The sequence below is a fragment of the Amycolatopsis sp. N2S4-7 genome (assembly GCF_058119595.1).
In genome coordinates this window covers 1,264,810-1,286,463 of record NZ_CP172299.1, presented here as the reverse complement: position 1 = coordinate 1,286,463, position 21,654 = coordinate 1,264,810, and the positions used below count along the sequence as shown (strand labels likewise).

The window sequence follows — 21,654 nt, the reverse complement described above, 5'->3', positions numbered from 1 at the left end:
AGCTCTTGTGAGCACAGCCGCCCCCGAACCAGCCGCTCCGGCGAGCGCCGAGCCGTCCCTGCTGAGGCAGGCCTTCAACGTCCCCAACATGCTGTCGCTGCTGCGGCTGGCCGGCGTGCCGGTGTTCCTCTGGCTGCTGCTCGGCCCGAAGGAGGACGGCTGGGCGCTCGCCGTGCTGGTCTTCAGCGCGCTGACCGACTGGCTCGACGGCAAGCTGGCCCGCTGGCTCAACCAGATGTCCCGGCTGGGGCAGCTGCTCGACCCGGCGGCCGACCGCCTGTACATCCTCGCGACGCTGGTCGCGTTCCTGCTCCGCGAGATCATCCCCTGGTGGGTCGTGGTGCCGCTGCTGGTGCGCGAAGCCGTGCTCGGGGTGTGCGTCCTGACGCTGCGCCGCCGCGGCTTCGCCCCGCCGGAGGTGACCTACATCGGCAAGGGTGCGACCTTCGTGCTGATGTACGCCTTCCCGTTCCTGCTGCTCACCCAGGGTGGCTCGGACGTCGCGGCGGTCGCCCGGCCGATCGGCTACGCCTTCACGATCTGGGGCGGCGTCCTCTACCTCTGGTCGGGCGTCCTCTACGTCGTGCAGGCGCGCAACGCGCTGCGCGGCGCCGCCGGCGACTGAGCGCGACGCTTTCCCCGGGTCGTGGCGGGCGGCTGGGCCGTGTGGGTGTAAGACTTCGCCCAGCACGTTTTCGCCAGTGAGGGCATGAAAGGGGACCGGCGGTGTCCGCTCCTGAAGAGCTTCGCTACACCGAGGAACACGAGTGGGTCGCCACCCGCGAGGAGACGCTCGTGCGGGTGGGCATCACCGAGTACGCGCAGGACCAGCTCGGCGACGTCGTGTTCGTCGACCTGCCCGAGGTCGGCCGCCAGGTGAGCGCGGGCGACGTCTTCGGCGAGGTCGAGTCGACCAAGAGCGTCTCCGAGCTCTTCGCGCCGGTCGACGGCGAGGTCGTCGCGGTGAACGACGCGGTCGCGGACTCGCCCGAGCTGATCAACAGCGACCCCTACGGCGAGGGCTGGCTGATCGAGATCCGGCTCGACGACCCGGCGGGGCTCGAAGCCCTGCTCGAAGCCGAAGCGTACGACGCGCTGACCAAGGGCTGAAGCCCGTTCCCGCCCCGCCGGACCGGCACTGCGCCGGTTCGGGGAGCCGGGGCTGGGAGAATCGATCAGGCACGGTACGTTGGCAGCTACACGTTCTTGAGTACTGGCAACACAGCATGTGTGGAGGAGAGCTCAGGTGAGCACGAACGACGGGCCCGGCGGCGTTCCCCCGGAGCAGTCTCCGGAGCGGACCTCTGTCTTCCGGGCCGACTTCCTGGCCGAAGCCGAAGGCCACGAGCCCGCCCCGGCCCCCGAGGCACCCGTCCAGGGTGTCGACGCCCTGCCGCCGGGGTCGGCCCTGCTGGTCGTGAAGCGCGGGCCGAACGCGGGGTCGCGGTTCCTGCTCGACCGCGACACCACCAGCGCCGGACGGCACCCGGACAGCGACATCTTCCTGGACGACGTCACGGTTTCCCGGCGGCACGCCGAGTTCCGGCGTGAGGGCGGCGAGTTCGTCGTCATCGACGTCGGCAGCCTCAACGGCACCTACGTCAACCGCGAGCCGGTCGACCAGGCCGTCCTCGCCGGGGGCGACGAGGTCCAGATCGGGAAGTTCCGCCTGGTCTTCCTGACCGGCCCGGGGCACGGGGGCCAGGGGGCGCAGTGACGGCGGCCGGGCGGCCACAGAACCAGGGATTGAGCATCGGGGCCGTACTGGCGCAGCTGCGCGGGGACTTCCCCGATGTCACCATCTCCAAGATCCGGTTCCTCGAAGCGGAAGGCCTGGTCCAGCCGGGCCGGACGCCGTCGGGGTACCGGCAGTTCGCTACGGCGGACGTGGAGCGTCTCAGGTTCGTCCTGGCCGCCCAGCGGGACCACTACCTCCCGTTGAAGGTCATCAAGGAGCAGCTGGACGCGGCGGACTCGGGTGCCGGGCCCGTCGCGGACCTGCCCCGGCCGCCGCGCCGGCTGGTGCCGATCGACGCACCGGCGGAGAACGTCGGCCTGCCCGTGGCGGAGGACTTCACCACGGGCAAGGAGCTGCGCCTGACCCAGGAGGAGCTCCTGGAGCAGGCGGGCATCGACGCCGCCGCGCTGGCCGAGCTGCAGCAGTACGGCCTGGTCCGGCCCGGCCCGGCGGGGTTCTTCGACCCCGACGCGGTGCTGGTCGCGCGGACGGTGCGGGCGATGACCGAATTCGGTATCGAGCCGAGACACCTGCGTGCCTTCCGCGCCGCGGCCGACCGCGAGGTCGGGTTGCTGGAGCAGATCGTGACACCGGTGTATCGGCACCGTGACCCGGAGGCCAAATCGAGGGCCGACGAGGTGGTCAGGGAGCTCGCGGCACTGTCCGTGACCCTGCACACGCTTCTCGTCAAGGCCGGAATCCGTGGCGTCTCGGGGTGTTGATCCGCAACGGGGCAGTGAGATCCTCTTTGCGGTCCCATGTCAATGACTGAATGTTCGGCACCGCATGCCGTACCGTGAGGGCAAGGGTTTGCGGCAGGCGAACCGAGAGAGCCGGACAGCGAGCACAGCGCACGGATGACGGGTAGCGTCGACAGTGGCGGCGCGAAGCCGTTTCAGCGCTGAAGCCCGTGTGCACGAGAGGGAGGCGAAGCCCGATGAGCGAAATGCGCGTCGTCGGTGTGCGGGTCGAGCTGCCCGCGAATCAGCCGATCTTGTTGCTGCGGGAGACCGAGGGTGAACGGTACCTGCCGATCTGGATCGGCTCGGTCGAAGCCACCGCCATCGCCTTGGAGCAGCAGGGGGTCCGCCCCGCCCGTCCGCTCACGCATGACCTGCTGAAAGAGGTCATCGGGGCGCTGGGCCGGGAGCTCGAGCAGGTCGTCATCACCGACCTGAAGGAGGGCACGTTCTTCGCGGAGCTCGTCTTCGACGGTGACATCAGGGTGTCCGCCCGGCCGAGCGACTCGGTCGCGCTGGCCCTGCGGATCGGCGTCCCCATCCACGCCGTGGACGCGGTGCTGGAAGAGGCCGGCCTGATCATCCCGGACGAGCAGGAGGACGAGGTCGAGAAGTTCCGCGAGTTCCTCGACTCGGTCTCCCCGGAGGACTTCCGCGGAGCGGATACCTGAGAACTTGCCTTGACGCGGACGTCAACGTCTAGCGTCGAAGCATGCGGATCGGAGAACTGGCCAGGCGCACGGGTGTCACCACCCGTGCGCTTCGCTTTTACGAGGACCAAGGCCTCCTCGCGGCCCGGCGCTCGGCGAACGGCTACCGCGAGTACGACGAGGACGACCTCCAGCTGGTCAAGGAAATCCTGACCCTCCAGACGGTCGGCCTGACCCTCGAGGAGACCCGGCCCTTCGTCGACTGCCTGCGCAGCGGCCACGAGACCGGCGACGCGTGCGCGAGCTCGATCGAGGTCTACCGCCGCAAGCTCGAAGAAGCGGACGCCCTCCTCGCCAGGCTCGGCGGCATCCGCGCCGAGCTGGCCGCGAAGCTCGCCGGCGCCCTCGCCCGGCAGGCGCCCGATCCGTGTGTCGTCCCCGGAGCACCCCGCCCGTGAAGGAGCCCGCCATGCCCGAAAACACCGCCGTCACCGAAGTCACCGACGCGACGTTCGCCGAGGTCCTCGGCAGCGACGTCCCCGTGCTGGTCGAGTTCTGGGCCACCTGGTGCGGCCCGTGCCGGATGGTCGGCCCGGTGCTGGCGCAGCTGGCCGCCGAGCGGGCCGGGGAGCTCGCCGTCCGCAAGATCAACGCCGACGAGAACCCGGAGACCACCCGCTCCTACCAGGTCATGTCGCTGCCCACGATGATCCTCTTCGCGGGCGGCGAGCCGGTCGAGACGATCGTCGGCGCGTTCCCGAAGGCCCGCATCGAAGAACGCCTCGACCGGGCCCTCAAGGCGCCGTCGCTTTGACGAAGGCGTCCGCGACTTCGCGGCCGTACTGCTCCAGGTCCAGCGACGGGTCGGCCGCGTAGGCGGCGGCCACCCCGTCGATCGCCTGGGCGATCGACATCGCCATCACCTCGGGCGTGAACGCGCCGAACGCGCCCTCGGCCTGGCCCTGCTTGAGCTGGCGGGCCAGGCCGTGCACGCGCATGTCGTCGACCAGCACCTTCGTCATCGACCAGCCGTCGGCGTCGTCGGCGTTGGCCGCCAGCTCCGTCAGCACCCGGACGCACTCCGGGTACGCCCGCAGGAACGCGATCGACGTCTCGATGTGCGCCCGCAGGTAGCCGGGACGGTCCGCCGGGTCCAGCCCGCCGCCGGTGCGGGACGCCAGGAACTCGTTCTTCGTCTCGACGACCGCGCTCAGCACGGCCTGCATCAAGCCGGCCTTGTTGGTGAAGTGGTACGAGATGAGCCGGGTGCTGCTGAGCCCGGCGCGCTCCTTGATCTTGGCGAACGTGGTCTTCCGGTAGCCGAGGTCGTTGATGACCCCGATCGTCGCGCCGACGATCTGCGCGCGGCGGGCGGCCTCGGTGACGCTGAGCCCCAGTTCGGCCATGAGGTCCGTGTTTACTTGCATGAGTAAGAATTTACTCGGCTGAGTAAAACCACGCAAGAAGTTTGAACCGCGCCGTAGGGGGTACGGCGAATGGCTCAAAGGCTCATCCGACCGTTGAGGCTTGCCGCGCGTCGCGTTGACCGGTCCTGTCCGGGCGCTTACCGTCGAAGGAGGTAAATCGCCACGGTGTGATTCACGGTCTGGGGCCGGACCGTGGCGGTTGATCTCCGGTGGGTCCCGCTCCTGGGACCACCCGGCTGTCATTCGCCGGCCGTCCGGTCGGGCGAGGGGAGGCTTGCGTGGTCGAGGCTGGTTCCGAGAAGCAGCCTGTTGAGGTCGCGAGTGGCGAGCAGGGTGAGCTGTTCCCCGACAACTCGCTGCCCGACGAGCTGGTGGGCTACCGCGGCCCGGCCGCGTGCCAGATCGCCGGGATCACCTACCGCCAGCTCGACTACTGGGCCCGGACGAAGCTGGTCGCACCCAGCATCCGCACCGCACACGGCTCCGGCTCGCAGCGGCTGTACTCGTTCAAGGACATCCTGGTGCTCAAAGTCGTCAAACGGCTGCTCGACACCGGGGTCTCCCTCCAGAACATCCGCGTCGCCGTCGACCACCTGCGCCTGCGCGGCGTCCGCGACCTCGCCAAGGTGACCCTGTTCTCCGACGGCACCACCGTCTACGAATGTACCTCGCCGGAAGAGATCGTCGACCTCCTCCAAGGCGGCCAAGGCGTCTTCGGCATCGCGGTCAGCGGCGCCATGCAGGAAATCAGCGGCACCATCCACGAATTCCCGGCCGAACGCGCCGACGGCGGCATCGTCGAAGCGCACGAACCGGACGAGCTCACCCAGCGCCGCAACGCCCGCCGGACCGGGTGATCACCGCTCCGGCGGACGGAGTAAGGTTCCCCCTGCGGTCGACGAAACCGCGCGGGAGAGACCGAGCCTCATATTGAGCTCGGCGCCGAAGGAGCAAGTCCTCCCCGGAACCTCTCAGGCACCCTGGACCGCGCGGACGAGACGCCTCTGGAAAGCGGGTCGTCAGAACACCACCTGACGACCCCGCCGACGGTGCAAGCCCGGCTCAACCACGCGGGCGAAACTCTCAGGCGCCCCTCGGGGTACGGACAGAGTGGGGAGGGTGTTCCTCCGGGTTTGGGTGAGCTGTGCTCGCGGAAGGCGCTCGCCCGAACCCTCCGGAGTGTCTTGTGGGGGTGCAACCCCCACACCCCGCCCGGCGGGCTCCGCCCCCGGACCCCCGTCGTGGTCGCCGTCGCTCTGACGCCCCCCGTCGCTCTGAGCCCGGTGGCTCGGCCGCGGCACCCGCGCCGGCCACATTCGCTTTGAGCCCGGGATGCTCGGGCCCCGGATCGGCGCCGTGGTGACCTTCCGTTCTAGAGTCGGGTCAGGAGACACCGCCGTTCGGAGGAGGCCGTCGTGCACCCAACGCTTGCCTCGCTCGAGCAGGGACTTCCCTTCGCCGACCGGCACATCGGGCCCGGACCGGACGAACTCCGCCGGATCCTCGACGTCATCGGCGTCGCATCTCTCGACGAGCTCTCCGAACGTGCCGTCCCCGAGTCGCTCCGCCGGTCCGCGCAGCCCCTCGAACTCCCTCCCGCCGCCACCGAGGCCCAGGCGCTCGCCGAACTGCGGGAACTCGCCGCCCGCAACCGGCCGATGGCGCAGATGATCGGTCTCGGCTACCACGACACCGTCACCCCGCCCGTCATCCGGCGCAACGTGCTCGAGAACCCCGCCTGGTACACCGCCTACACGCCCTACCAGCCCGAGATCTCCCAAGGCCGGCTCGAAGCGCTGCTCAACTTCCAGACCATGATCGCCGACCTCACCGGGCTGCCCGTCGCCAACGCCTCGCTCCTCGACGAGGCCACCGCGGCCGCCGAGGCGATGACCCTGGTGCGCCGCGCCGGGAAGACCGCGTCGAACCGGTTCGTCGCCGACCAGGACACCCTGCCGCAGACCCTCGCCGTCCTCCGGACCCGCGCCGAGCCCCTCGGCATCGAACTCGTCGTCGAAGACCTCTCCCAGGGCCTCACCGGACTCGGGCTCGGCGGCGACTTCTTCGGCGTCCTGCTGCCCTACCCGGGCGCGTCCGGCGCCGTCCGCGAACTCGACCTGACCATCTCCGAGGCCAAGAAGCACGGCGCGGCGGTGATCGTCGCCGCCGACCCCCTGGCCCTCACCCTGCTGCGGCCGCCGGGCGAGCTCGGCGCCGACGTCGCCGTCGGATCGACCCAGCGCTTCGGCGTCCCGCTCGGCTTCGGCGGTCCCCACGCGGCCTACCTCGCCGTGCGGAAGGGCCTCGAACGGCAGCTGCCGGGACGGCTGGTCGGCGTCTCGAAGGACGCCGACGGCGCGCCCGCGTACCGCCTCGCCCTCCAGACGCGCGAACAGCACATCCGCCGCGAGAAGGCCACGTCGAACATCTGCACCGCGCAGGTCCTGCCGGCCGTGATGTCGTCGATGTACGCGGTGTACCACGGGCCCGAAGGGCTGCGCGGCATCGCGCTGCGCGCCCACCGCATGGCCACCGTGCTCGCGGCCGGCCTCGCCGAAGGCGGCGTCGACGTCGTGCACGGCGAGTTCTTCGACACCATCACCGTGGCGACGCCCGGGCGGGCGGACGCGGTTGTCGCGGCGGCTCGCGACCTCGGCGTGAACCTGCGGCTCGTCGACGGCGGCCACGTCGGCGTCGCCTGCGACGAAACCACCACCCGCGAGCGGCTATCCCTGGTGTGGAAGGCCTTCGGCGTCTCGGTGTCCGATGTGGACGGCCTCGACGCGGACACCGCGGACGCGCTCCCGGCCCCGCTGCGCCGGACGAGCGGGTTCCTCGCCCACCCGGTGTTCCACGCGCACCGGTCGGAGACCGCGATGCTGCGTTACCTGCGTGCGCTGTCGGACAAGGACGTCGCGCTCGACCGCAGCATGATCCCGCTCGGCTCGTGCACCATGAAGCTCAACGCGACCGCCGAGATGGAGCCGGTCACCTGGCCGGAGTTCGCCGGGCTGCACCCGTTCGCGCCGGCCGGGGACGCCGCCGGGCTCCTCGAGGTCGTCGCGGACCTGAGTGCCTGGCTCGCGCGGATCACCGGCTACGACACGGTTTCCCTGCAGCCCAACGCCGGCAGCCAGGGCGAGTTCGCGGGCCTGCTGGCCATCCGCGCCTACCACCGGTCGCGCGGCGAGGGCGAGCGCGACGTCTGCCTCATCCCGGCCAGCGCGCACGGCACGAACGCGGCGAGCGCCGTCATGGCGGGCATGCGGGTGGTCGTCGTCCGCTGCGACGAGCGGGGCAACATCGACCTCGCGCACCTGAAGTCCATTGTGGACGGCCAGCGCGCCGATCTGGCCGCGATCATGCTCACCTACCCGTCGACGCACGGGGTCTACGAGGACACGGTCGGCGAGGTGTGCGCGGCCGTGCACGACGCGGGTGGCCAGGTGTACGTCGACGGCGCCAACCTCAACGCGCTCATCGGCGTGGCGCAGTACGGCCGGTTCGGCGCCGACGTCTCGCACCTCAACCTGCACAAGACGTTCTGCATCCCGCACGGTGGTGGCGGCCCGGGCGTCGGCCCGATCGGGGTGCGCGCGCACCTGGCGCCGTTCCTGCCGAACCACCCGCTGCAGCCGGCCGCCGGCCCGGCCACCGGGGTCGGCCCGATCAGCGCGGCGCCCTGGGGCAGCGCGTCGATCCTGCCGATCTCGTGGGCCTACGTCCGGATGATGGGCGCCGAAGGCCTGCGCCGGGCGACCCTCGTCGCCGTGGCCAACGCCAACTACGTCGCCCGCCGCCTCGGCGAGCACTACCCGGTGCTGTACGCCGGCCACGAAGGACTCGTCGCGCACGAATGCGTGCTCGATCTGCGGCCGCTGACGAAGGCCACCGGAGTCACGGTCGACGACGTCGCGAAACGGCTGGCGGACTACGGGCTGCACGCGCCGACGATGTCGTTCCCGGTCGCGGGCACCCTCATGGTGGAGCCGACGGAGAGCGAAGACCTCGCCGAGCTCGACCGCTTCTGCGCCGCGATGATCGCGATCCGCGGCGAAATCGACCGCGTCGCGGCGGGGGAGTGGCCCCTCGAGGACTCCCCGCTGCGGCAGGCCCCGCACACGGCGCGCTGCGTCGCGGGCGAGTGGAACCGCCCCTACAGCCGCGAAACGGCGGTGTTCCCGGCCGGAACCACGGCACCGAAGATCTGGCCCCCGGTCCGCCGCATCGACGGCGCGGCGGGCGACCGGAACCTGGTCTGCTCCTGCCCGCCCCCGGAGGCGTTCGCCTAGTCAGCCAGCCGGGGCTCGGCTGCCTTGAGTTCGCGCACGAGTTCGAGGGCGCGGTGCAGGCACCGCGCCGTGGGATACGAACCGGGCGATCCGGGCGTTCAGCGTGGTGTTCGACCCGGCACTCACCATCGACTGGGCGATGCCCGCCGCGCGAGTTCGCGTTGCCCGAGTCCTCGTCGTCCATCCGGATCACGACGGCTTCGGTGCCGGCGGGGCAGGATCTGCTCGCCGGGACCACGCCGACGTCGGTCGTGGCCGCCTGTTCCTCCCCCTGGGCGGTGTGACCGGTCAAGGAGACCAACCCGGCGGGGACGGCGGCCATACGCACTTCTGCGTACGCGGGCGCACGGCACCCGCACAGGAACGGGAGGTAGGTTGACGCCATGGCGAGTGCGCACGGTCCTGATCGGACGTCCGTGGTCGTGACCGGCGGTAGCGGCTTCATCGGCCGGGCCGCCGTGCGCGCCTTCCGCGACCGGGGCGTCCCGGTCACCGTCGTCGACCGGGTCCCGTTCCCGGAGGAGCTCGACGGCGTCCGCGTGGTGACCGGCGACCTCCGTGACGCGGCCGTCCGCGAAGAGGCCGTGACCCCGGAGACGGCCGGGATCGTGCACCTCGCCGCGCTGACGTCGGTGCTGAAGTCGGTCGAGCTGCCCGAGGACACCTTCGCCGACAACGTCCTCGTCACCCAGGAACTGCTCGAGCTCGCCCGCCGCCACGAGGTGCCGAAGTTCCTGCTCGCCTCGACCAACGCGGTGATCGGCAACGTGGGGACCGCGACCATCACGCCGGACCTGCCGCTGCGCCCGCTGACGCCGTACGGCGCGACCAAGGCGGCGTGCGAAATGCTGCTGTCGGGCTACGCCGGCGCGTACGGCATGACGACGTGTGCCTTGCGGTTCACCAACGTCTACGGCCCGGGAATGTCCCACAAGGACAGTTTCGTGCCCCGGATGATGCGGGCCGCCCTGGCCGGCACCGGGATCCGGGTGTACGGCGACGGCCGCCAGCGCCGCGACCTCGTGCACGTCGACGACGTCGTCCGCGCGATCCTGCTGGCCTTCGGCAGCGGCCACTCCGGCCGCGCGATCGTCGGCGCCGGGCGCTCGGTGTCGGTGCTGGAGATGGTCGAGGCCGTGCGCGAGGTGACCGGCGCCGAGCTGCCGGTCGAGCACGTCGAGGCCCCGGCCGGGGAGATGCCCGCCGTCGTCGTCGACGTCTCGGCCAGCGCGGAGACGATCGGTTACCGGCCTTCGGTTTCGCTGACCGACGGGCTGGCCACGGCGTGGAAGTACTTCTCCGGCCTCGCAACGCCGTGAAGACCTTTTTCACGCGCCACTGGCTGCTGCTCCTGCTCCTCGTCCCGGCGATCGTCCTGCGGGTCCTGACCTGGCTGGCCTACCGGCCCGCCCTGTTGTTCATCGATTCCTTCCGCTACCTCGACAACCTGCACGCCCTGCGCGCCGACCAGCTCGACCCGATCGGCTACGACCTGGTGCTGCGCCCGCTGCTCGCCGTCGGCGGGCTCGCCTGGGTCGCGGCCGTGCAGCACGTCGGCGGGATCCTCATCGCGATCGGCGTCTACGGCCTGGTCCTGCGCCTCGGCGGCCGCCCGTGGGCCGCCGCGCTCGCCGCCGCGCCGGTGCTGCTCGACGCCTACCAGCTGCAGATCGAGCAGAACATCATGTCCGAAGTGACCTTCGAGGCCGTGCTCCTCGGGCTGCTGTGGCTGCTGCTCGGCCGCGGCGCCCCGGGCTGGAAACGCGCCGGCGCCGCGGGGTTGCTGCTCGGCTTCGGCGTGCTGACGCGGCTGATCGGGATCTCGCTGGCCCTGCCGCTGCTGGTCTTCCTGGTCGCCGCCGGGGGAGCGTGGCGGCAGCGGGCGGGCTGGCGCCGCGCCGGGATCGGCCTCCTGGGCCTTCTCGTCGTGCTCGTGCCCTACTCCGCGCGGGTGCACTCGGAGACCGGGAAGTGGGGCCTCACCGGGCCGTCGGGGAACATGCTCTACGGCCGCACCGCCGCCGTCGCCGACTGCGCGAACCTCCACCTCGACCCGGCGCTGCAGGTGTTCTGCCCGGCCGAACCCCGCGAGACGCGGCTGGTCGACAACTACACGCACGCCGACCTCGACCCGAACTGGCCCGGGCCGCTCCCGCCGGGCGCGGACAAGAAGGCATTGGCCCACGAGTTCGCGATCGAGGTGCTCAAGGCCCAGCCCGGCGACGTCGCCGAAGCGGTCCTGAACGACTTCGCCAAGAGCTTCGCCTGGACCCGCGAGCAGGACCCGACCGACGTCCCCCTGGACCGCTGGCAGTTCCAGCTCACCTACCCGCAGTGGGCCGACCAGTCGCTGATCGACCTGGTCACGCTGCAGAACGACGGCGTCGTCGCGCACGTCGCCCAGCCGCCGGCGAAGATCCTGCGCGACTACCAGCTCGGCGGCGGCTACGTCTCCGGCGGGGTGCTCGGCCTCGGCGCGCTGCTGGGCCTGCTGACGGTGTTCCGCCGCAAGAAACCCCTGGACCGGGCGCGCGCGGGGGCGCTGCTGGCGGCGTCCAGCGGCCTGGTACTGCTCTTCGCCTCGGCCGTCTTCCAGTTCTCCTGGCGCTACCAGATCCCGGCGCTGGTACTGCTGCCGGTCGCCGGCGCGCTTGGCTTCACGACGCTGACATCGGCGAGCCGGAAACGGCTCGCCGCCTTCCCCGACGACGTCGACCAAGGCGCGCTCGACGACTTCCGCGGCCGGCACCCCGCCCTGAAGCTGGCGCCGCTGACCGTCGTCATCGCCGCCTACAACGAAGCCGGCGGGATCGGCGAGGTGCTGGAGAAGATGCCGGACGAGTGCCTCGGCCTGCCGGTGGACGTGCTCGTCGTGGTCGACGGCGGGACCGACGACACCGCCGCGATCGCCGGAGAACACGGCGCCTACGTCTGCGTCGCCCCGCGCAACCGCGGGCAGGGCGCCGCGCTGCGGCTCGGCTACCACCTCGCGGCGGAAGCCGGCGCCGAGTACGTCGTCACGACCGACGCCGACGGCCAGTACGACAACAGCGAGCTGGAAGCCCTCGTCGGCCCGGTCGTCGACGGCACCGCCGACTTCGTCACCGGCTCGCGCCGGCTGGGGCACGAGGAGGCCGACAGCCGCGTCCGGTGGCTCGGGGTCCGGGTGTTCGCCGCGCTGGCGTCGGTGCTGACCGGGCGGCGGATCACCGACACGTCGTTCGGCTTCCGCGCCATGCGTGCCGAGCTGGCGTGCTCCGTGCCGCTCAACGAGCCGCAGTACCAGTCGTCGGAGCTGCTGCTCGGCGTGACGGCGCGCGGCGCGCGGGTGCGGGAGCTGCCGATGAGCATGCGGCTGCGCAAGGCGGGCAAGAGCAAGAAGGGCGGCAGCCTCGTCTACGGCGCCAACTACGCCCGGGTCATGACCGGGACGTGGTGGCGGGGGTACGTGCTGCGCCGCGGCCGAACACGAGCCGGTCGAGCAGGGTGAACTTGACGACGAAGACGAGCGCGTAGCTCGCGACGTACGCGCCGTCGACGAACACGACCCACCAGAAGTGCGGCAGCTCCAGGGGTGCCAGCAGGGAGCCCGCCAGCGTCGTCAGGCCGATCGACGCGAGCCCGCCGAGCCCGATCACCGCGAGGTAGGGGAGCAGTTCGCGCCGCACGCGCGGCCGCCCGGTGCGGCCCCACACCCAGCGCCGCGTGACCAGGAAGTTCAGCACCGCGCCGGCCGCCCAGGCCAGCGTGCTCGCCAAAGCCGCGGCGCCCCCGGTCGCGAGGACGGCGAGCAGGACGACCTGGCTGAGAACCGTGGCGGCGACCGACGTCGTCGCGGCGCGGGCCAGCCGGGCCCAGCCGCGGCGGCGGGTCTCGTCCGCCGTGCGGGGCCGCACGCCGTTGGTTACGGTCGTCATGCCCCCATCCTCCCCGCGGGCCCGCCGCGCCGCCGTCCGGCCCCCTCATGCATAGGAGATTCACAGCCTATTGCCAGGTCTTCATCAGCACGTGATCGATAACGTCGGGTTCTCGCAAGCTTCTGCTCCGGCACGGGGCCGGCATGCTTGTGGCGTAAACGAGCAGGAAAGGCGGCACAATGCGGGTGCTGGTTCTCGGCGGTGACGGATATCTGGGCTGGCCGACCGCGCTGCACTTATCGGACAAAGGCCACGAGGTGGCCGTTCTCGACAATTTCGCGCGCCGCGGGTACGACGTCGAACTGGGCGTCGAAAGCCTGGTTCCGATCGAATCCCTCGCCGACCGGATCGCCGCCTGGCAGGAGGTGTCCGGGCAGGAGATCACCAGCTACGAGGGTGATCTGCTGGACGCGGAGTTCCTGTTCGACGCGGTCCGGGACTTCCGGCCCGACGCCGTCGTCCACTACGCCGAACAGCGGTCGGCGCCGTACTCCATGATCGACCGCGAGCACGCGGTGTACACCCAGCACAACAATGTGGTCGGGACGCTGAACCTGCTGTACGCGATCGCCGAGATCGACCCGGCGATCCACCTGGTCAAACTGGGCACGATGGGCGAATACGGCACGCCCAACATCGACATCGAAGAAGGCTGGCTGGAGCTCGAGCACAACGGGCGCTCCGACCGCGTGCTGTTCCCGAAGCGGCCCGGTTCCTTCTACCACCTGACCAAGGTCCACGATTCGCACAACATCGAATTCACCTGCCGCGCGTGGGGGCTGCGGGCGACGGACCTCAACCAGGGCGTGGTGTACGGCCAGCAGACGCCGCAGACGGCGCTGGACCCCCGGCTGGCCACCCGGTTCGACTACGACGCGGTGTTCGGCACGGTGCTGAACCGGTTCGTCATCCAGGCCGTGCTGGGCCAGCCGCTGACCGTCTACGGCAAGGGCGCGCAGACCCGCGGCCTGATCGACATCCGCGACACCGTGGAGTGCATCCGCCTCGCCGTCGAGCACCCGGCCGAGCCGGGCGAGTTCCGCGTCTTCAACCAGATGACCGAGAGCCTCTCGGTGGCCGGCATCGCCGACCTCGTCGCCGACCGGTTCCCCGGCCCGGTGCAGATCGAGCAGCTGGAGAACCCGCGCACGGAAGCGCCGGAGCACTACTACAACGTGAAGCACACCGGGCTGGTCGAGCTGGGGCTGGAGCCGCACCTGCTTTCGGACACCCTGATCGAGTCGATGTTCGACATCGTCGGCGCCAACAAGCACCGGGTGAACCCGGAGAAGCTGCGCCCGACCGTGCGCTGGCGGGGCGCGCTCAAGGGCTAGCGGCGCGGGTGGCGTGCGGGCTCCCCTGCCCGGGGGCCCGCACGCTTTCCGGTCAGCCGGGCAGCTTGTCGAGGAAGCCGTGCACCCGCGCGATCCGGCCGTCTTCGAACTCGACGACGTCGAACCCGATGGCGACCGGCTCGGCACCCGGCGTCCCGAGGTACCACTGGAACCGAGCGAGGTCGTGGTGCGCGTCGGGGTCCGCGGGCAGGCTGAAGGTGAGCCCGGCGAACTGCTGCTGCGCCCCGGCGACGAACTGGTCGATCCCGTCGTGGCCGGTGACGGCGCCGAGCGGGTCGGTGTAGCCGGCGTTCTCGGTGAAGACGTCGGCGATCAGCGCCCGCCGCTTGCCGGCGTCGGTCTCGTTCCACACGGCGATGTACTGCTCGACGACGGTGCGGACGTCGGTCATGGGGTGCTCCTTCGGTTGGGGGACAACGGGTTCCGTCGTCCTGGGCTGAGCACCACTCTGGCGGCGCGGCGGCGGCCCGTCGATTACGCGGGAGGTAATGCCCCGGCATTACCTCCGAAGTAATGGCAGGGCGTTCGTGATCGCCGTAGCGTCGCCCGGGTGACGACTACGGTGCAGGCGGCCGCGCGGCAGCGGCCCGTCGGTGAGCTGCTGCGGGAATGGCGGGACCGGCGCCGGATCAGCCAGCTCGACCTGGCGATCTCGGCGGACATCTCCACCCGCCACCTGAGCTTCGTGGAAACCGGCCGGTCCCGGCCGAGCCGGGACATGGTGCTGCGCCTCGGCGAGCACCTCGACGTGCCGCTGCGGGAACGCAACCGGCTGCTGCTCGCCGCCGGCTACGCGCCCGCCTACACCGAGAACGCCTTGGGGGACCCGGAGATGACCGCCGTCCGCCAGGCCGTCCGGCAGCTGCTCGCGAGCCACGAGCCCTACCCGGCCGCCGTCGTCGACCGGAACTGGAACCTCGTCGACGCCAACGCCGCCACCGGCCTCTTCGTCGCCGGGATCGCGCCCGAGCTGACCACCAACGTGCTGCGCGCGACCCTGCACCCGGACGGCATGGCGCCGCACATCCGGAACCTGGGGGAGTGGCGTGCCCACCTGCTCGGCCGGCTGCGGCGCCAGGTGACCCAGAGCGCCGACGCCGGGCTCGCCGACCTCCTCGCCGAGCTGCGCGCGTACCCGTGCGACCAGCCGGTGCCCGAGGTGGAGATCCCTGGACCGGGTGAGATCTTCGTGCCGCTGCGGTTCCACCACGAGGGCACCGACCTGACGTTCTTCAGCACGGTGGCCACCTTCGGCACCCCGCTGGACGTGACGGTGGCGGAACTGGCGATCGAGTCGTTCTTCCCGGCCGACCCGGCAACGGCCGCGTATCTGCGCGAGCGGGCCGCGTGAGTGGGATGATGGGGTTCCGCGCAGCATCCGAAGTGAGGATCACCGGTAGATGGCCGTCCCGCCTTCGCTCGCCCTGTCCGACGGAGTCCGCGTCCCCCAGCTGCTGTTCGGTGTCGCGGGCCTGACCGCGGCCGAAACCGGCCGGGCCCTCCGCATCGCCCTCGACACCGGCTACCGCGGCTTCGACACCTCGCCCGGCACCGAGACGGCGGTGGGCGCGGCGCTCGCCGCGGCCGACGTGCCCCGCGAGGAACTGTTCGTCAGCGTGCACGTGCCCGCGCAGGGCTACGACACGGCCCGCCGCGCCGCCGACCAGGCACTGGCCGCGCTCCAGGTCGAGCGGGCCGACCTGTGCCTGCTGGACGGCACGAAGGGCGCGTTCACCGACACCTGGCGCGCCCTGAGCCGGCTGCGCGCCGACGGCCGCGCCCGCGCCGTCGGCGTCGCCGGGTTCGGCGTCTCCGAGCTGCGCCGGCTGATCGACGCGACCGGCTCGGTCCCCGCGGTCAACCTGGTCGAGCTGCACCCGTGGCTGCAGCAGGTGCCGCTGCGCGAGTTCCACACCGGGCACGGCATCGTGACGGCGGCGTCGAGCCCGGCCGCGAACGCCGGGCTGCTGGCCGACGAGACGGTCACCGCGCTCGCCGCGAAGTACGGCAAGACCCCGGCCCAGATCGTGCTCCGGTGGCACCTGCAGGCCGGCACGGTCGCGGTGGCGGCGTCGGCCACGACCACGCGGATCCGCGAGAACTTCGGGATCTTCGACTTCGAGCTGGCCGACGACGACCTCGCCGTCGTCGAGGAGCTCGACAACGGGACGCGCGTCTAGGCCGACTTGATGCCCGCGGCGGCGAAGTCGGCCTGCTGGGCGGGCTGCTCGAGGTACTCGCGGAAGGTCTGGGAGGCGCGCAGCACGGTGTCGTCGATGCCCTGGCCGGCGAGCCCGATGAACGGGTAGTCCGCCGAGCGGGCGTTCGCCACCGACTGGGCGGGCGAGCCGATCATCTCGGGCTTCTTCGTGGTGAGCTCACTCACCCAGTACGACGATTCGGGCAGCCAGGCCGCCGGGAGCCCGCCGATCGAGTCCAGGTTGGCCCGGCCGACGAGCGCGTCGAGGACCTGCGCCGAGGGCTTGGCCTCGATCATGACGTGCACGCACTGGCCGTGGACGACGGTGGCGGCCTGGTTCCACCGGTCGGCCGCCGCGGCGAGGGGTTTCTGCACGCTCGGGGTGACGACGATCCGCATGTGCGAGGTGCCCCCGGAGCAGCTGGCGGCCTGCGCCTCGGCGCGGCTGTTGAGCTCGCTGTCGGCCCAGTTCCAGCCGATCACCCCGAGCCCGATGAGGGCGGCGAGCACGAGGCAGGCGATCGGCCACCCGGCGATCCGGCGCCGCGGGGCCTTCTTGCCGACGATCCGGTGGGAGCCGGTGGCATCGCCCTTGCCCAGGGTGCGGTGGGAGCCGGTGGTTTCCCCGGTGCCGGTGGCGGCGCGGTTCGGACCGGTGCTGTCGCCCCGGCCGGGCATCCGGCGACGGCCGGTTTCGTTCTCGCCGGTGCGGCCTCGGCGCGTGGTTTCGCCACCGGTTTCACCGCGGCGGCGGCCACGGCGGGAGGCGGTGGTTTCGCTGTCGCCCTGACCTGCTGCCTGGTCGCTGCGGGCGGTGATGGGGTAGTCGCCGGAGGTCTCGTCGTGCCGGGTGATGACCTCGGTCCGCTCGACGGCGGGTTCGGTTCGGCGGAGCGCGGTGTAGAAGCCGGACTTCGCGCTGTCGCCGGTGGAGGCGCCGGACGCGGTGGCGGCCTCGCTGCGTCCGGCGGACCGGGCCGCGGGGGCCTCGGTGCGGGCTGCGACCGGGTAGGAGCCGGAGGATTCGCCCCGACGGGCGGCAGGCTGGGCGCCGGAAGCCTCACCGCGACTCGCGACGGGGTAGGAGCCGGAGGATTCGCCCCGGCGGGCGGCAGGCTGGGCGCCGGAAGCCTCACCGCGACTCGCGACGGGGTAGGAGCCGGAAGATTCACCCCGGCGGGCGGCGGGGCGGGCCGCGGGGGCCTCACTGCGGCTCGCGACGGGGTAGGAGCCGGAAGCTTCACCGCGGCGGGCCGCGAGGGAGGAACCGGAGGTCTCGCCCGGGCGAGCGGCAGGGGAGAAGGGCTCCTCGCCGACCGGGTAGGCGCCACTGGCCTCACCCCGCCCGGCGACCGGGTACGAACCTGAGGCCTCGCCGCGGCCGCGGACCCGCGAGGCCGCACCACGCCCGGCGATCCCGAAAGCATCGGAGATGGAGCTGCGCTTCGGCTTCCGGGAAGTGCCCGAGGCATCGCCGCGTCCGGCGGCGGGGTAGGAGCCGGAGGTCGAGCCGCGTCCGGCGGCGGGGTAGGAGCCGGAGGTCTCGCCGCGCCGGGCGGCGGGGTAGGAGCCGGAGGTCTCGCCGCGTCCCGCGGCAGGGTAGGAGCCGGAGGCTTCGCCGCGTCCCGCAGCCGGGTAGGAGCCGGAGGTCTCGCCGCGTCCGGCGGCGGGGTAGGAGCCGGAGGTCTCGCCGCGTCCCGCGGCAGGGTAGGAGCCGGAGGCTTCACCGCGTCCCGCGGCGGGATACGAGCCGGCGGCCGGGTACGAGCCCGAGGCGGCACCACGCCCCGCGACCGGGTACGACCCGGTGGTCCGAGGCGAACCCGGACGACCCGGAGCGGCCGGCCTGCCCTCGGCGGGGACGCGCGGCGTGCGGTCCAGAGGGTGCGGCACCGGCTCCTCGTCCCGGGTGTGTCGCCCCATCGTCATCCTTTCGCGGCTCTGCGCATGCCAAGCACGCGCTGCGATGCAATCAAACCGTTATCACCCTAACAGGTGAGTATCGGTGAGAGAATAATCTGACTCACAGTGCGGCCGTGTTCAGGGCACTGCGCTGACCAGGCGATGGCAATGCGCAATCAGGCGATGACGCAGCGGCGCGGCCCGGCGCGCGAACTCCGCTTGGGCCCGGGCGTACTCGGCCCGTCCCCCGGCCGTTTCGATCCGCACCGGCCGGTAGCCGAACCCGGCGAGGTCGTAGGGGCTCGCCCGCATGTCCAGCGTGCGAATCTCGACCGCCAGCTCGAAGCAGTCCGCGACGAGTTCCGCGGGCACGAACGGATCGAGCTTGTACGCCCATTTGAACAGGTCCATGTTCGCGTGCAGGCACCCGGGCTGCTCGAGGGTGACCTGGCTCTCCCGCGTCGGCGTCAGCTCGTTGCGCGGCCGCGCCGGCGGGGTGAAGAAGCGGAACGCGTCGAAGTGCCCGCACCGGATGTCGAGGGACTCCACGACCGCGTCGGTGCCCGCGGAGCCGAGCCGGAGGGGGACCTGGTTGTGCCGCACCGAGTCCGCCGGCTCGCGGTAGACCATCGCCCACTCGTGCAGGCCGAAGCAGCTCAGCCGGGGCGCCCGCGACGCCGTCGCCGTCAGCAGGCCGAGGACGAACTCGGCCGTCCGCGCCTTGCCCGCGCCGAAGCCCGCCGGATCCAGCGTCACCCCGTCGGGCGTCGAGACGTAGCCCTTGCGGTCCAGGAAGCGCCGCGCCGCGGGCCCGGCGAGCGCGACGCCGGGACCCGGCTGCCACCGCTCGAGGTGCGACGGCCGGTGCGAGTAGTAGGTGAACAGGAAGTCCAGCACCGGGTGCTTCTCGCCCCGCGCCTTCCGCTCCTGGTGCGGGACGGTCCACCGCCGCATCCGCTCGGCGTGCGCCGCCTCCCGGGCCAGCCAGTCCGATTCGGCGAGCACCTCGGGAGCCGTCATGCGCCGACGTGGGTGCCGTCGCGGACGGTCCCCACGTACTCCTCGACGAGGTCTTCGAGGGCGACGACGCCGACGGCGTTCCCGCCCGGGTCGAGCGCGCGGGCCAGGTGGCTGCCCTCCTTGCGCATCGCCGAAAGCGCGACGTCGAGCCGGGCGTCGGCCGGCAGTTCGGTGAGCGCCCGCGTCTTCGCGCCGGGCACGATCGTCGCCGGGTCCTGCCCCGCGAGGTCGAGGACGTCCTTCACGTGGATGTAGCCGGTCAGCCGCCCGTCGTCGGTGCACACCGGGAACCGGGAGAAGCCGGTGGAGGAGACGGCCCGCTCGACGTCGCCGAGGGTCGGCGCGCAGGGCAGCGTGGTCAGCTCGGCGGTCGGCACCAGCACGTCGGCCACCGTCTTCTGCACCGACGACAGCGTCTGGGCCAGCCGCTGGTGCTCGGACTGGTCGAGGAGGCCCTCCCGCCGCGACTCGCTGAGCAGCTCGGCCAGCTCGTCGGACGTGTAGGCCGTCTCCAGCTCGTCCTTCGGCTCGACCTTCACCGCGCGCAGCAGCGAGTTGGCCACGAAGTTCAGCAGCCAGATGAACGGGTTGGCCAGCTTCACCCACCCGACGTGCACCGGCACCAGCCACAGCGCGAGCCGCTCGGGTTCGGCGATGGCGAGGTTCTTCGGCACCATCTCGCCGATCAGCACGTGCGCCACGGTGATGAACGCCAGCGCGATGGCGAACGAAATCGGGTGCAGCAGCGCCTCGGGCAGGCCCAGCAGGTCGAAGAACGCCGACAGCCGGTGGGCGACGGCGGGCTCGCCGAGGCGGCCGAGCAGCAGCGAGCAGATGGTGATGCCCAGCTGCGCGCCGGCCAGCATCAGCGACACGTGCTTGCTCGCGTTGATCACGATCTTCGCGCGCGTCTTGCCCTGCTCCAGCAGCGCCTCGAGCCGGTCGCGCCGGGAGGAGATCAGGGTGAACTCCGCGCCGACGAAGAAGGCGTTGGTCAGCAGGAGGACCACGACGAGCAGGATGTTCAGCCAGTCCGTCACGCCGTCACCTCCGGCCCCGTGGTGGCGGGCACCGGGGCGACCTCGACCTCGGCGATCCGGCGCTTGTCCATCGTGGTGACCGTGAGCCGCCAGCCGTCGACCTCCGCGGCGTCGCCCTCGGCGGGGATCTTGCCCAGCCGCTCGAGGATGAGCCCGGCGATGGTCTCGTAGTCGCCGTCCGGCATCCGGAACCCGGTGACGTCGGTGACCTCGTCGGCGCGCAGCTGCCCGGAGACCAGCCAGCTGTCGGTGCCGACCTGCTGCGACGCCGGCGCCTCCCGGTCGTCGTGCTCGTCGCGGACGTCGCCGATGATCTCCTCGACGACGTCCTCCAGGGTCACCAGCCCGGCCGTGCCGCCGTACTCGTCGACGACGATGGCCAGCTGGAAGCGGGAGTCGCGCAGGCGCAGCAGCAGGTCGTCGCCGGGCAGGGACTCCGGCACGGTCGGCACCGGCCGCATGACCGAGCCGATCGGCACGGCGGCCCGGTCGGCGGCGAGCACGGCGAAGGCCTGCTTGACGTGCACGGCGCCGCGGACGTCGTCGAGGTCCTCGGCGTGCACCGGGAACCGCGAGAACCCGGTGCGCCGCGAGATGTCGATGAGGTCCTCGACGGTGTCGTCGACGGCGAGGGATTCCAGCTGCACGCGCGGGGTCATCAGCTCCTCCGCGGTGCGCTCGCCGAACCGCAGCGAGCGGTCCAGCAGCTCCGCGGTGGACGTGTCGAGCGTGCCGCTCTCGGCGCTCGACCGCACGATCGAGCCCAGTTCCTGCGGCGAGCGCGCGGACCGCAGTTCTTCCTGCGGCTCGACGCCGAACTTGCGCACGAGGAAGTTCGCGCTGTTGTTCATCAGCGTGATGAGCCACCGGAACAGCGCCGAGAACCGCGAGTGGTAGCCGGCGACCGCGCGGGCGGTCGGCAGCGGCCGGGCGATCGCCAGGTTCTTCGGCACCATTTCGCCGAGGATCATCGACAGCGAGGTGGCGATGACCAGGGCGAGCACGATCGACGCGCCCGCGGCGAACCCGGCGGACAGGCCGACCGCCGTCAGCAGCGGCCGGACGAGCTCGCCGATCAGCGGCTCGGCCAGGTAACCGGTGATGAGCGTCGTCAGCGTGATCGCGACCTGGGCACCGGAGAGCTGGAAGGACAGCGTCCGGTGCGCCTTCTGGACGGTCAGGGCGCGGCGGTCGCCGACCTGGCGGACGTTGGCGTCGACGGTGCTGCGCTCCAGCGCGGTCAGCGAGAACTCGGCGGCGACGGCGAGGCCGGTGCCGACCGTCAGCAGCACGAAGAGGAGGACGCCGAGCACGGCGAAGAGGATCTGGATCATTCCGCACCCGCCCCGGTGGCGGGGGATGAACCTATCGGA

Annotated in this window: 21 protein-coding genes and 1 riboswitch; of the genes, 14 read left to right on the top strand and 7 right to left on the bottom strand. The window is 71.8% G+C overall.

Going from position 1 to position 21,654, the window contains the following annotated elements; genetic code table 11:
• The first annotated feature begins 7 nt into the window (after positions 1–7).
• The 7 genes from clsA (at position 8) to trxA (ending at position 3,942) form a co-directional block, all read left to right on the top strand.
• Positions 8–625: a cardiolipin synthase ClsA gene (gene clsA / locus ACH54P_RS05960; RefSeq protein WP_489911309.1), complete on the top strand. Its 618-nt coding sequence runs from the start codon at positions 8–10 to the stop codon at positions 623–625.
• 101 nt (positions 626–726) lie between these two features.
• A complete protein-coding gene (gene gcvH, locus ACH54P_RS05955; protein WP_331660181.1) occupies positions 727–1,110 on the top strand; it encodes a glycine cleavage system protein GcvH in 384 nt (127 codons plus the stop codon).
• Positions 1,111–1,246: 136 nt separating this feature from the next.
• Positions 1,247–1,717, top strand: coding sequence for a glycogen accumulation regulator GarA (garA, locus tag ACH54P_RS05950; RefSeq protein WP_348954380.1), 471 nt, complete (start codon positions 1,247–1,249; stop codon positions 1,715–1,717).
• Positions 1,714–2,460 carry a transcriptional regulator FtsR gene (gene ftsR / locus ACH54P_RS05945; RefSeq protein ID WP_489911308.1) on the top strand — a complete coding sequence of 249 codons (747 nt, stop codon included), beginning with the start codon at positions 1,714–1,716 and terminating at the stop codon, positions 2,458–2,460. Before garA ends, ftsR begins: the two co-directional genes overlap by 4 nt.
• Before the next feature lie 215 nt (positions 2,461–2,675).
• Positions 2,676–3,149, top strand: coding sequence for a bifunctional nuclease family protein (locus ACH54P_RS05940; protein ID WP_009078856.1), 474 nt, complete (start codon positions 2,676–2,678; stop codon positions 3,147–3,149).
• A gap of 41 nt (positions 3,150–3,190) precedes the next feature.
• Entirely contained in the window at positions 3,191–3,586 is a 396-nt protein-coding gene (locus ACH54P_RS05935; protein WP_489911307.1) for a MerR family transcriptional regulator, read from the top strand.
• A gap of 11 nt (positions 3,587–3,597) precedes the next feature.
• Positions 3,598–3,942: a thioredoxin gene (gene trxA / locus ACH54P_RS05930; protein ID WP_489911306.1), complete on the top strand. Its 345-nt coding sequence runs from the start codon at positions 3,598–3,600 to the stop codon at positions 3,940–3,942.
• Here the strand turns inward: trxA and ACH54P_RS05925 are convergent.
• A complete protein-coding gene (locus ACH54P_RS05925) occupies positions 3,923–4,555 on the bottom strand; it encodes a TetR/AcrR family transcriptional regulator (protein ID WP_489911305.1) in 633 nt (210 codons plus the stop codon). The genes trxA and ACH54P_RS05925 overlap by 20 nt on opposite strands.
• Before the next feature lie 278 nt (positions 4,556–4,833).
• Here ACH54P_RS05925 and ACH54P_RS05920 point away from each other — a divergent pair, with 278 nt between their 5' ends.
• The 4 genes from ACH54P_RS05920 (at position 4,834) to ACH54P_RS05905 (ending at position 12,337) form a co-directional block, all read left to right on the top strand.
• Positions 4,834–5,412, top strand: a complete 579-nt coding sequence (locus ACH54P_RS05920; protein ID WP_489911304.1) for a MerR family transcriptional regulator — start codon at positions 4,834–4,836, stop codon at positions 5,410–5,412.
• 42 nt (positions 5,413–5,454) lie between these two features.
• Positions 5,455–5,553: riboswitch (glycine riboswitch) on the top strand.
• Positions 5,554–5,970: 417 nt separating this feature from the next.
• Positions 5,971–8,847: an aminomethyl-transferring glycine dehydrogenase gene (gene gcvP / locus ACH54P_RS05915; RefSeq protein WP_489911303.1), complete on the top strand. Its 2,877-nt coding sequence runs from the start codon at positions 5,971–5,973 to the stop codon at positions 8,845–8,847.
• Positions 8,848–9,230: 383 nt separating this feature from the next.
• Positions 9,231–10,166, top strand: coding sequence for an NAD-dependent epimerase/dehydratase family protein (locus ACH54P_RS05910; protein ID WP_489911302.1), 936 nt, complete (start codon positions 9,231–9,233; stop codon positions 10,164–10,166).
• On the top strand, positions 10,163–12,337 hold the full coding sequence (locus ACH54P_RS05905) for a glycosyltransferase family 2 protein (protein WP_489911301.1): 2,175 nt from the start codon (positions 10,163–10,165) through the stop codon (positions 12,335–12,337). The genes ACH54P_RS05910 and ACH54P_RS05905 overlap by 4 nt, the downstream gene beginning before the upstream one ends.
• Here the strand turns inward: ACH54P_RS05905 and ACH54P_RS05900 are convergent.
• Positions 12,267–12,764 carry a GtrA family protein gene (locus ACH54P_RS05900; protein WP_489911300.1) on the bottom strand — a complete coding sequence of 166 codons (498 nt, stop codon included), beginning with the start codon at positions 12,762–12,764 and terminating at the stop codon, positions 12,267–12,269. The genes ACH54P_RS05905 and ACH54P_RS05900 overlap by 71 nt on opposite strands.
• Before the next feature lie 179 nt (positions 12,765–12,943).
• On the opposite strand from ACH54P_RS05900, the gene ACH54P_RS05895 reads away from it, so the two are divergent.
• Positions 12,944–14,098 carry an NAD-dependent epimerase/dehydratase family protein gene (locus tag ACH54P_RS05895; RefSeq protein ID WP_489911299.1) on the top strand — a complete coding sequence of 385 codons (1,155 nt, stop codon included), beginning with the start codon at positions 12,944–12,946 and terminating at the stop codon, positions 14,096–14,098.
• A 52-nt stretch (positions 14,099–14,150) separates the two neighbouring features.
• Here ACH54P_RS05895 and ACH54P_RS05890 read toward each other — a convergent pair whose 3' ends face one another.
• Positions 14,151–14,510, bottom strand: a complete 360-nt coding sequence (locus tag ACH54P_RS05890; protein ID WP_489911298.1) for a nuclear transport factor 2 family protein — start codon at positions 14,508–14,510, stop codon at positions 14,151–14,153.
• Positions 14,511–14,669: 159 nt separating this feature from the next.
• Between ACH54P_RS05890 and ACH54P_RS05885 the strand changes: the two genes are divergently transcribed.
• Positions 14,670–15,470 (top strand): helix-turn-helix domain-containing protein, encoded by an 801-nt coding sequence (locus tag ACH54P_RS05885; RefSeq protein WP_489911297.1) that lies wholly within the window; start codon positions 14,670–14,672, stop codon positions 15,468–15,470.
• A 49-nt stretch (positions 15,471–15,519) separates the two neighbouring features.
• On the top strand, positions 15,520–16,299 hold the full coding sequence (locus tag ACH54P_RS05880) for an aldo/keto reductase (RefSeq protein ID WP_489911296.1): 780 nt from the start codon (positions 15,520–15,522) through the stop codon (positions 16,297–16,299).
• Here the strand turns inward: ACH54P_RS05880 and ACH54P_RS05875 are convergent.
• The 4 genes from ACH54P_RS05875 to ACH54P_RS05860 all read right to left on the bottom strand — a co-directional run bounded on the left by ACH54P_RS05875 (position 16,296) and on the right by ACH54P_RS05860 (position 21,615).
• Positions 16,296–18,242 (bottom strand): hypothetical protein, encoded by a 1,947-nt coding sequence (locus ACH54P_RS05875; RefSeq protein ID WP_489911295.1) that lies wholly within the window; start codon positions 18,240–18,242, stop codon positions 16,296–16,298. The genes ACH54P_RS05880 and ACH54P_RS05875 overlap by 4 nt on opposite strands.
• Before the next feature lie 117 nt (positions 18,243–18,359).
• The gene (locus tag ACH54P_RS05870) at positions 18,360–19,241 is read right to left on the bottom strand and encodes a 3-methyladenine DNA glycosylase (RefSeq protein WP_489911294.1); all 882 of its coding nucleotides are present in this window, start codon (positions 19,239–19,241) and stop codon (positions 18,360–18,362) included.
• Positions 19,238–20,281, bottom strand: a complete 1,044-nt coding sequence (locus tag ACH54P_RS05865; protein WP_489911293.1) for a hemolysin family protein — start codon at positions 20,279–20,281, stop codon at positions 19,238–19,240. Before ACH54P_RS05865 ends, ACH54P_RS05870 begins: the two co-directional genes overlap by 4 nt.
• The gene (locus ACH54P_RS05860) at positions 20,278–21,615 is read right to left on the bottom strand and encodes a hemolysin family protein (protein WP_489911292.1); all 1,338 of its coding nucleotides are present in this window, start codon (positions 21,613–21,615) and stop codon (positions 20,278–20,280) included. The genes ACH54P_RS05865 and ACH54P_RS05860 overlap by 4 nt, the downstream gene beginning before the upstream one ends.
• Between the last annotated feature and the right edge of the window lie 39 nt (positions 21,616–21,654).

Coding starts and splice junctions, on each gene's coding strand:
- ACH54P_RS05895 (WP_489911299.1), top strand. CDS start 12,944: ATGCGGGTGCTGGTTCTCGGCGGTGACGGATATCTGGGCTGGCCGACC.
- ACH54P_RS05935 (WP_489911307.1), top strand. CDS start 3,191: ATGCGGATCGGAGAACTGGCCAGGCGCACGGGTGTCACCACCCGTGCG.
- trxA (WP_489911306.1), top strand. CDS start 3,598: ATGCCCGAAAACACCGCCGTCACCGAAGTCACCGACGCGACGTTCGCC.
- ACH54P_RS05870 (WP_489911294.1), bottom strand. CDS start 19,241: ATGACGGCTCCCGAGGTGCTCGCCGAATCGGACTGGCTGGCCCGGGAG.
- ACH54P_RS05880 (WP_489911296.1), top strand. CDS start 15,520: ATGGCCGTCCCGCCTTCGCTCGCCCTGTCCGACGGAGTCCGCGTCCCC.
- ACH54P_RS05925 (WP_489911305.1), bottom strand. CDS start 4,555: ATGCAAGTAAACACGGACCTCATGGCCGAACTGGGGCTCAGCGTCACC.
- ACH54P_RS05890 (WP_489911298.1), bottom strand. CDS start 14,510: ATGACCGACGTCCGCACCGTCGTCGAGCAGTACATCGCCGTGTGGAAC.
- ACH54P_RS05910 (WP_489911302.1), top strand. CDS start 9,231: ATGGCGAGTGCGCACGGTCCTGATCGGACGTCCGTGGTCGTGACCGGC.
- ACH54P_RS05860 (WP_489911292.1), bottom strand. CDS start 21,615: ATGATCCAGATCCTCTTCGCCGTGCTCGGCGTCCTCCTCTTCGTGCTG.
- ACH54P_RS05875 (WP_489911295.1), bottom strand. CDS start 18,242: ATGGGGCGACACACCCGGGACGAGGAGCCGGTGCCGCACCCTCTGGAC.
- ACH54P_RS05900 (WP_489911300.1), bottom strand. CDS start 12,764: ATGACGACCGTAACCAACGGCGTGCGGCCCCGCACGGCGGACGAGACC.
- ACH54P_RS05940 (WP_009078856.1), top strand. CDS start 2,676: ATGAGCGAAATGCGCGTCGTCGGTGTGCGGGTCGAGCTGCCCGCGAAT.